9 protein-coding genes are annotated in these 9,902 nt (G+C 64.4%); 4 read left to right on the top strand and 5 right to left on the bottom strand.

Annotation, left to right across the window (positions count from 1 at the left end):
* Positions 1-116 precede the first annotated feature (116 nt).
* Positions 117-1,076, bottom strand: coding sequence for a DUF4351 domain-containing protein (locus D779_RS15560; protein WP_043755803.1), 960 nt, complete (start codon positions 1,074-1,076; stop codon positions 117-119).
* A gap of 239 nt (positions 1,077-1,315) precedes the next feature.
* Here D779_RS15560 and D779_RS15565 point away from each other — a divergent pair, with 239 nt between their 5' ends.
* Positions 1,316-2,593, top strand: coding sequence for an MgtC/SapB family protein (locus D779_RS15565; protein ID WP_081763553.1), 1,278 nt, complete (start codon positions 1,316-1,318; stop codon positions 2,591-2,593).
* 153 nt (positions 2,594-2,746) lie between these two features.
* On the top strand, positions 2,747-3,157 hold the full coding sequence (locus D779_RS15570) for a hypothetical protein (RefSeq protein ID WP_043755806.1): 411 nt from the start codon (positions 2,747-2,749) through the stop codon (positions 3,155-3,157).
* An 18-nt stretch (positions 3,158-3,175) separates the two neighbouring features.
* On the opposite strand, the gene D779_RS15575 is transcribed toward D779_RS15570, so the two are convergent.
* From D779_RS15575 to recJ, 4 genes are all read right to left on the bottom strand, one after another.
* Positions 3,176-4,075: a coiled-coil domain-containing 22 family protein gene (locus D779_RS15575; protein ID WP_043755808.1), complete on the bottom strand. Its 900-nt coding sequence runs from the start codon at positions 4,073-4,075 to the stop codon at positions 3,176-3,178.
* Positions 4,076-4,085: 10 nt separating this feature from the next.
* Positions 4,086-5,510: a VWA domain-containing protein gene (locus D779_RS15580; RefSeq protein WP_043755810.1), complete on the bottom strand. Its 1,425-nt coding sequence runs from the start codon at positions 5,508-5,510 to the stop codon at positions 4,086-4,088.
* 231 nt (positions 5,511-5,741) lie between these two features.
* Positions 5,742-6,302 (bottom strand): ribosome biogenesis factor YjgA, encoded by a 561-nt coding sequence (gene yjgA / locus D779_RS15585; protein ID WP_052348179.1) that lies wholly within the window; start codon positions 6,300-6,302, stop codon positions 5,742-5,744.
* Positions 6,303-6,355: 53 nt separating this feature from the next.
* A complete protein-coding gene (gene recJ / locus D779_RS15590; protein ID WP_043755811.1) occupies positions 6,356-8,077 on the bottom strand; it encodes a single-stranded-DNA-specific exonuclease RecJ in 1,722 nt (573 codons plus the stop codon).
* Between the two features lie 265 nt (positions 8,078-8,342).
* On the opposite strand from recJ, the gene D779_RS15595 reads away from it, so the two are divergent.
* Together D779_RS15595 and groL are read left to right on the top strand one after the other, a co-directional pair.
* Entirely contained in the window at positions 8,343-8,630 is a 288-nt protein-coding gene (locus D779_RS15595; protein WP_043755813.1) for a co-chaperone GroES, read from the top strand.
* 73 nt (positions 8,631-8,703) lie between these two features.
* A partial coding sequence (gene groL, locus D779_RS15600; protein ID WP_043755816.1) for a chaperonin GroEL occupies positions 8,704-9,902 on the top strand: 1,199 nt, incomplete at its 3' end.

The raw sequence follows: 9,902 nt of genomic DNA on the forward strand, positions 1-9,902 counted from the left end.
AGCCTCGGACTCGGTATCGCCATCGCTGGACTCGCGACAACCTGAACCTCGAGGGGGGAACAGAACTGCAATTGACCATGATGTGGCCTCGACGGAACGAATCCCGGCCTTGAAGATCAATCGTTCTCGTCGAAGATCCGCTCCAGGCTCTCGGTGATCAGCACGCGCTCGGACCAAACCAACAGCGTCTCGACGTCGGCAGCCCCGATCCGAGTCAGAACCTGAGGCGGAAGTTCGCCGAATTTCAGCTGGAGAAGCCTCGACAACATCGCCGCTTCGCCTTCCTGACGACCTTCCCGACGGCCTTCCCGACGGCCTTCCTGGCGCCCGGCTTGACGTCCTTCCAAGGCGCCTTCCTGCTTCCCACGCTCCCAGCCCTGCTGGATGAATCGCTCTGCAAAGGTGCTCATGATCTCGCTCTCTTCCGGATAGTCCCGCTCGTATCTGGCTCGCTCATTGTCATCCAGGACCGCGTAGATGTCGATGAAATCGATATATTTCAATTGCTTTTCCGGATCTTCCTCGAGCGTCGCCAGTCCCCGCACGGCATGGGCGTAGGCATCGATCTTGTCCTGCGGGGCATAGCGCATGCTCGGCAGATTGAGCCGAGCGACGATGTTGTCGCTCTCGCGATAGCGCTCGTAGGCGATCGCCGACAGCTCGCAGGCCAGGTAGCGGAAGCTCAGATAGGTCTGGTGGTCGCTGCCCTGGATCAGCTCGTAGCGCGGAGACCGACCGCGAAGGAAGATGACGACCGGCACCACCCGGTCGGTCTCCAGCAGCTCGCCGAGATCGAGACAGTAATGCGCCAGCCGATGGATCGAGAAGCGTCTCGGGTCGCTCTCTTCCTCGAGGACGAACAGCAGCGCCTCGCGTCGGCCGTCGGGCCATTGCACCAGCAGCGGGACGTCGAGCTCGCGGAAGCGATCGCCGAGCCGCTCCTTGAGCTGCTCCTGGCGCACCGGCAGGATCTCGGCCTCCGCCAGATGCTCGATCGGGTCCCCGGCGGCGAAGAAGTCCAGCGCCTGGCGCGGGTAGTCCAGGATGAGGTTTTTGAAGTTCTGGTCGTGGCTCATACGCTCATCTCGAGGATACTGGCGTTGCCCAGCGGCCGTGTAACGGGCTTACAAACCGGCCATGGTTATCGAACCGATATGGAAAGCAAAATAACCGAAACCAATTCAACACCCAATCGCAGTCTGGGTTGATCTGTGCGCGCTGTTCTGGGTCGTGTAACGATCCTCCCAGGCTGGGGAACGATTCATCTTCGGCCGTTTGGCTGTAATCCAGATTCGACAAGACGGCGGTGGCAGGCATGAACGACGAGCAGCAAATCTTCTATAGACTGGGCGTGGCGCTGGCGATCGGCCTGCTGATCGGAACCGAGCGCGGCTGGAAGGCGCGCCGCGCCTCGGAGGGGCGGCGGGTCGCCGGGGTACGTACCTACGGGCTGATCGGATTGCTCGGCGGGGTCACGGCGCTCCTGTCCCAGACCTTCGGTCCGGTCCTGCTCGCGCTGGTCTTCATCGGGCTCGCCGCCCTGGCCACGGCGACCTATGTGATCGAGCACGCCCATGACCAGGATCTCGGGATCACCAGCCTGGTCGCGGTATTCCTGACCTTCGCCTTCGGCGCACTGGCGGTCGCGGGCGAGGTCTCGATCGCGGCCGCCTGCGCCGTGGTCGCCACGCTCGTCCTCAGCGCCAAGCCCATGCTCCACCGCTGGGTCGAGCGGCTCGGCGAGGCCGAACTCAAGGCGGGTCTCGAGCTGCTCCTCATCTCGGTCGTAGTCCTGCCCATCCTGCCCGACCGGGGCTACGGCCCCTGGCAGGCGCTGAACCCATACACCATCTGGTGGATGGTGGTGCTCATCGCCGGCATCTCGTTCGCGGGCTACATATCGGTCAAGCTGATCGGGGCCCGGCGCGGTATCGTCGCGACCGGTCTGATGGGCGGCATCGCCTCCTCGACCGCGGTCACGCTGAACTTCTCGCGCATGGCACGCCAGGAGAGCGACTCGGCGCCGATACTGGCGATGGGCATCCTGCTGGCTTGCATGACCATGTTCCCGCGGATGCTCATGGTCACGGCCCTGCTGCATCCGGCCTTGGCTCGGCAGCTGCTCACCCCGGTCGGGCTCATGACGCTCTGTCTGCTGCTGCCTGCGCTGCTGCAATGGCGAAACCGAACGACCGGCGACGCACCGCTCGAGTCGCCGCTGAAGAATCCGCTCGAATTCGGCACGGCGCTCACCTTCGGTCTGCTGCTGGCTCTGGTGATGTTCTTCGGTACCGCCCTGCACCAGTGGTTCGGGACGGCCGGGGTGCTGGCGCTCGCGGCCATCTCCGGAATCACGGACGTGGACGCCATCACCCTGTCGCTGGCGCGCATGAGCAACGACGGCATCGGGATCCAGACCGCCGCCACCGGCATCCTCATCGCCGCCTCGGCCAACAACCTCACCAAGGGACTCATGGCGGCGACGATCGGCGGACGGGCGATCCGGCTCCGCGTCGGCCTCCCGCTCGCGGCCAGTGCCGCCGTCGGGCTCTCGACCGCCTGGATCTGGGCGGCAGCCGGTTCGATTTCGTGAAGCAAGCAGCAGAATCGGACGATTAGGGATGCAAAACAGTCAGGTATTCGGCTTAAGATCGCGAATCCAATACCGGGGGACGGCCTCCATCTCGAGCAGGCATTCGCTCGCGCCCCTGGCGATGCACCGATCTGAACCGCGATAGATGAAGACATGAATAACGATATGTTCGACTCTCTGGATGTGCCCATACTGTTCGGCCGCTATCTCGTCCTGATGGGACTGGTGAGGGAAAAGGATATTGCCGAGGCAGCCTCCGTGCAGCGGGAGCTCAACGCCAGTCCGCTCTTTCATCTGGTCGAGCGAGGGATCCTGTCCATGGACCAGATCATGCGGGCCCGGCAATATCAGCGCGAGCACATGGTGACCTTCTGTCAGGCAAGCCGCACGCTCGGCATCATGTCCGAGGAGGGCTGCGCGGCCATGCTCGAAACGGCCGCGAAGCAGCGTATCCAGATCGGGGACATCCTCGTCAAGCAGGGAAAGCTGTCCGGGGAGCAGCTGGCGGAGGCGCTGAGCAAGCACCAGGAACATCAGGAGAGCAGAAACCCGAGCTCGACCTGAAGGCCCGATGCCGCCGCTTCAGTGCGTGATGCGATACAACTTGAGGTATTCGAGACGCAGACTGCTGTAGGTTCGATTCATGCGTTCGAGCTGGCCCAACAGTTGTCTCTTCTGCTCCGCCAGACTGTCGCGCTCGAGCTGTGTCTCCTGCACCAGCCTGCGATATTCCTGATTGATCGACTTGAGCGAGAGAATCTTCTCCGCCAGCTGATCCATTTCGGCCCCCAGAGCGTTCTGATGCTGGCTCGACTCGGACAGGAGCTGTCTCAGGTCGAGATTCTGCTGCTCGATCGCATCGAGATCCTGAATCAGTTGCTCGGTCAGATCCGATCTCGCGTTCTTCTCGAGCTTGTGTCGAAGCTCCTTGTTCGCGCTCTCCAGCTGTCGGCACTTGTCCGTGAGATTGCCGATGTCATTGCGATTCTCGGAGAACGACGACAGACTCGCCTGATATTGATCCAAGAGGTCGTCGATACCGGTTTCCAGTCCATCGAGCTCCGGATACTCCCCGAGCGCCAATCCTCCAGCCAGGGAAGGATCCTTCTCCACGCTCACGGGCGAGGCGATGTCGCGGGACACCCCATGCTTGCTGCAGCAGACTTGAAGCAGGCGGTGGAGATCGTCCATGACCGATTTCCAGATCGCTGCCTCGGCGATGTCGCCAGCATCGAAAGGTTTAGCCAAGAATTCGAGAAAGGCCACGGGATCGTCCCCGCGTGGGCGACCCTCCATTCGGTCACGGCCGAATGCCTCGATCTCCTTGGCGATCCGATTGGAGACCGCCTTGCAGGTTCGCCTCAATTTCTTCTGCCGTTTGTGCAGACGCCACCAATTGATGCCGAACACCAAGGCCGCGATCAGCGATACCGCGGAGAATTCGGCCAATCCGTAGGTCCATAGATAGTCGGTTTCCGTCATCGTCTCGATGTCAGACGTCCAGGTCGGATTCGTCGCGGTCGGCCATCCTGCATCGGCGCCACCACCAAGCCCCGAGGATGAGGGCCAGCAGGGCCAGGATGAGCGCATTCGCGAACAACAGGGTCACAGCGGCGGACTGCTCCGGCGGCGTGGCGGGGATCGGTTCGCCCCCTTTGGCCTTGGGATCCTGATCATTCGCCGGTACGCTGTCCAGCGCGGAGACCGCGGCGGCGACCTCGATCGGATAGTGCTTGGTACGCCGAAAACCCCGGCCCCGGGCAGTCAGCTCGACGCGCGCATCCCCCATGGAGGTGAAGAGCAAGGTCCCTCTGAAGTCATGGGCATCGTCATCCATGGAGACGGATTCGAACGAAATCGGAGGCTGCTCCCAGCCCGACGCGGATTGGATCCGAGCCTCCAGGCGCGCCCCCTCGATCAGGGCCGAATCGCCGTCCGGATCGTGATTCACCAGACGCGCCTCCACCGTCACGCCTTCGCCGGCCCGGACCCGCGGAGGAATCTCGGCCTCCAGATCCAGATCGCTCTCGATATAGGCCTTGCTGTCCGTGCTCGAGGTCGCGAGCCTCCAGGTTCCCGGCTGAGGATCCTGGATCCGGATGTGATCGAAATCGTCGAAACTCTGCCATTCGACACCCGAGCGTCCATCCGCGACCGTGAGCGTCTGGTTGACGGGATCGATCAAACGCATCTGGCCACCGTCCGGGCCGCGCTTGACGAGAAGCTCCAGCCCCTTCACATTCTCGTCGACCTGGATCTGGTCCCCCGCGATCGGCGTCGTCAGCGGAATGTCCAGCTGCTCGAAAAGCTGCACGAAGGCAGCATAGAGATCCTCGGCCTTCTCGGCGCGAAAGGCCCGACCGTTGGTCGAATCGGCAAGCCGGCCGAGGAAGTCGAGATCCGCCTCCGAGGAGAAGGCTAGACCGAAGATGCGGATCCCCGCGGACCGATAGAGTGGAAGAAGCTCGTCGAAGATGGCTCGGCGCGCGGCCTGGGTCGCCGCCTCGGCGCCCAGATTGAGCTGCCCATCGGTGAAGAGAACGAGGAACCGCTCCGCTCCGAACTTCACGTCCTGGTGCGCGAAGGTCTCGTAGCCGAGACGCAAGGCGGCACCGAAATTGGTACGCTTGCCATCCATCACCACCTCGCGCAGAAAGGCGTCGATATCCGTGCGGGCATCGGCTTCCGCCATGTCCCTGCCGGCGACACCCAATTCGGCCGTCTCGGCAAAGGTGATGATACCCAACTCGTCATCGGGCTTGAGCAGGGCGCTGAAAACCTCGACCCCCTTGAGGCTGTCCCGGTCCGGATCGTTGCTGGCCATGCTGAGCGAGCGGTCCAGCGCCAGCATCACGTCGACAGAGGCGACCGCGGCCGGCGTTCCGAGGGCCAGGAACAGGATCGGTAAGAGGCGCATCGCCGGCCCACCCATCATGAGAACAGCCTCCCGTTGATGTGATTCGAGACTCGCGGCGCGGATGAGTCAGACGGTGTCCCTCAGAACGTACACGCAAGGAACGCCTGGTGCAGTATAAACATGAATTCGACCGCCCTCCCGCCCGACGGAGAAATCCATCGGCCCCGGACCCAAACGCCGGGGCTCGACCCCTGGATGTATCTGGCGATCGTCGCGGGCCGATGAAAGGTCTCAGGGATCCATCGCTTCCATCGTCTCGCGCAGGAAACGGAACAGCTTGCGCGGGGCATCCGGCTTTCCACGCTCGGTATCGCGCTGGGCAGCGCGCACCAGAGAGCGCAGCTGCTGCCGATCGACCGTCGGACACTCCTCGACGAAGGCGTTCACCGCGCCGTCGCCCTCGGCGATCATGCGCTCGCGCCAGCGCTCCAGCGCATGGTGGCGCGCGTTGGCCTCGCGCTCGCGCTGCTCGGCGCCGTCCATGAGCGCGTGCACCGCGTCCATGTCCTCGCGCGCCAGCAGATTGGCGATGCGTTTCCAATGCCGGCTGCGCGCGCGAAGGTCCTTGATGCGCGGGGTCTCGTCGAGCGCGGCCCAGGTGGCCTCGCTGAGATTCAGCCGCTCCAGTTCCGCGCGCGGCATGCCCGCCAGCCGCTCGGCCAGGACCTGCATCGCCAGCTTCTCGCGCTTGATCTGGCTCTTGCTCGGACCGAGCGGAATCACGTCCTCATCCTTATCCTCGTTCGGATCCAGGTACCGATCCTCGAGATCCTCGTCGTATTCACTCACCATGGTCACTCTTTGCGCACTCGGCGCTTTGCGGTTCGAAAACAGGTTCATGCCCATCAGGCCGGCTGCAGGTATTCCATGACCAGCTGAGCCGAGCGCACGCCCCGATATTGATTGACGTCGAGCCGATAGGCGAGCTGGATCCGCCCTCGGGCCTGCTCGAGCCGATCGCCGAAATGGAATCCGATGGCCTCGACCGGCACCCCGCCGGGTGGGACCAGACGCAGCTTCAGATGACGCTCGCCGACGATACGCGCATCCAGCACCTCGAAGGGACCGTCGAACTTGGGCTCGGGGAATCCCTTGCCCCAGGGGCCGGCGAGCCGCAGCATCTCGGCCGTTTCCAGGGTCAGCAAGCCTGGCGGCAGAATGCCGTCCGACTGGATCTCTGGCTGAGGAGGCACGTCGCCGAGCTGCTCGCGCACGGCCTCGACGAAGGCATCCCGGAAGACATCGAGGACATCGACTCGGATCGTCAGTCCAGCGGCCATGGCATGACCGCCGAAACGCTCGATCACCCCCGGATGTCGGCGGTCGACGGCATCGATGGCATCGCGCAGATGCAGTCCGTCGATCGAGCGGCCCGAGCCGCGCAGCACCCCGCCCCCGGCATCGGCGAAGGCGATGACCGGCCGGTGATAGCGCTCGCGGATACGCGCGGCGACGATCCCGGACACCCCCTGGTGCCAATCCTCGCCGAACAGACAGAGTGCCGGCGGCAGGGCTTCGCCGTCGAGACTCAGCCGGTCGAGCAGAGACTCGGCCTGATCCTTCATCTCGCCCTCGATCTCGCGGCGGCGCCGGTTGAGAGCGTCCAGGGTCTGGGCGATGGAGAAGGCATGGTCGGGATCGTCGCTCAGCAGACACTCGACACCGAGCGACATCTCCTCCAGACGCCCGGCGGCATTGAGACGGGGCGCGACGAAGAACCCGAGATCGGCCGTCGTGACCCGGCTCGGATCGCGCCCGGCCACCCGCAGCAGTGCGGACACCCCGGCCGTGCAGCGCCCGGCGCGAATGCGGCGCAGCCCCTGCTCGACCAGGATGCGGTTGTTGCGGTCCAGGGTCACCACATCGGCCACGGTCCCGAGCGCCACCAGATCGAGCAGATCGGCCAGATTCGGCTCGGGCCGTCCCGCCCCGAACCAGCCGCCGTCGCGCAGATGGCGGCGGGTCGCGGCGAGCAGATAGAAGACCACCCCGACCCCGGCCAGGTGCTTGCTCGGGAATCGGCAGCCGACCTGATTGGGATTGACGATGGCCTCGGCCTCGGGGAGCACCTCGCCCGGCAGATGATGATCGGTGACCAGGACCGGGATGCCGAGCTCGCGGGCGCGTCGGACACCGGAGACGCTGGAGATCCCGTTGTCGACCGTGACCATCAGGTCCGGACGGAGCCCGGCCGCCGCCTCGGCCACCGCCGGGCTGAGACCGTAGCCGTTCGCGAAGCGGCTCGGCACCAGATAGGAGACGCGGGCCGCGCCCAGCGCCCTGAGTCCGCGCACCGCCAGGGCGCTGCCGGTGGCGCCATCGGCGTCGTAGTCGCCGACGATCATGAGATGGCCGCCGCCGCGGATCCGCTCGGCGAGTACCTCGACCGCCCGCTCCAGTCCGAGCAGGTGGTCGACGGGCTCGAGATCGCCCAGACCGAGTCGACCCTCGCCATCGAGATCGGTCAGGCCGCGATTGGCGTAAAGGGCGGTCAGCAGTGCCTCCGGGGTACGAATCTGTGCGAAACCGTCCTCGTCGGAGAGGCGTCGAATTCGGATGGGAATCACGTCGAAATGCTGTCTCGTATTGATCGGGATCGCCGGTTGATCGATGAGGCTCGGCCGGCCGGATCGAGACCCGACGAGCCATTCGGCTCAGTGTATTGCCTGGGACAGGTGGAGGCCAAACCCGACCCACACCCGAATGCCCATCCTCACCGACATCTTGACAAGCCTGGACTTCCGAGACATCGTTAGCACTCTCTCTGAGAGAGTGCTAACAACACAAGATCCACCCAACTTCACTGAGATTCCCCGAGGGAGATCGTCATCCATGAACCTACGTCCTTTGCATGACCGCGTCGTCGTTCGCCGCAGCGAGGAAGAGCGCACCAGTGCCGGCGGCATCGTCATCCCGGATTCGGCCACCGAGAAGCCGATCCAGGGCGAGGTGGTCGCCGTCGGCAACGGCAAGATCCTGACCAGCGGCGACGTGCGTCCGCTCGAGGTCAAGGTCGGCGACAAGGTGCTCTTCGGCAAGTATTCCGGGACCGAGGTCAAGGTCGCGGACGAGAAGCTGCTGGTGATGCGCGAAGACGACATCATGGGCGTGATCGAGTAACGGCCGCCGCCGACTCTCCGCCGATCCATCGCCAAAAACATTCAATCCAGCCCTTATTCGAGGCTCAGCCCACATGGCCGCTAAACTCATCCATTTCAACGAGAAATCACGCGCCCAGATGCTGCGCGGCGTCGACGTCCTGGCCAACGCCGTCAAGGTCACCCTGGGTCCCAAGGGCCGCAACGTGGTGATCGAGAAGTCCTGGGGCGCACCCACGGTCACCAAGGACGGCGTCTCGGTCGCCAAGGCGATCGAGCTCAAGGACAAATTCGAGAACATGGGTGCCCAGATGGTCAAGGAGGTCGCCTCCAAGACCTCCGACATCGCCGGCGACGGCACCACCACCGCGACCGTGCTGGCCCAGGCCATGGTCCGCGAGGGACTCAAGTCGGTCACCGCCGGCATGAACCCCATGGACATCAAGCGCGGCATGGACCTGGCCGTCGAGGCCGCCATCGCCGAACTCAAGTCGCTCTCGCGCCCCTGCTCCACCAACAAGGAGATCGCCCAGGTCGGCACCATCTCGGCCAACGCCGACGACTCGATCGGCAGCATCATCGCCGAGGCCATGGAGAAGGTCGGCAAGGAAGGCGTCATCACCGTCGAGGAAGGCAAGTCGCTCGCCAACGAGCTCGATCTGGTCGAGGGCATGCAGTTCGACCGCGGCTATCTGTCGCCCTATTTCATCAACAATCAGCAGAGCCAGAAGGCCGAGCTGGACGATCCCTACATCCTGCTGCACGACAAGAAGATCTCCAACATCCGCGATCTGCTGCCCGTGCTCGAAGGGGTCGCCAAGGCCGGCAGGCCGCTGCTGATCGTCGCCGAGGACATCGAGGGCGAGGCCCTGGCGACCCTGGTGGTCAACAATCTACGCGGCATCCTCAAGGTGTGCGCGGTCAAGGCGCCGGGCTTCGGCGACCGCCGCAAGGCCATGCTGGAGGACATCGCCGTCCTTACCGGCGGTACCGTCATCTCCGAGGAGGTGGGCCTGTCGCTCGAGAAGGCGACCCTGAACGACCTGGGTCAGGCCAAGACGGTCCAGGTCGGCAAGGACGACACCACCCTCATCGACGGCGCCGGCTCGCACGAGCAGATCAAGTCGCGCTGCGAGCTGATCCGCGGCCAGATCGAGGACACCAGCTCCGACTACGACCGCGAGAAGCTCCAGGAGCGTCTGGCCAAGCTGGCCGGCGGCGTGGCCGTGATCAAGGTCGGCGCCGCCACCGAGATCGAGATGAAGGAGAAGAAGGCGCGCGTCGAGGACGCCCT

This window comes from Imhoffiella purpurea, assembly GCF_000585215.1.
Classification (GTDB): Bacteria; Pseudomonadota; Gammaproteobacteria; order Chromatiales; family Chromatiaceae; genus Imhoffiella; species Imhoffiella purpurea.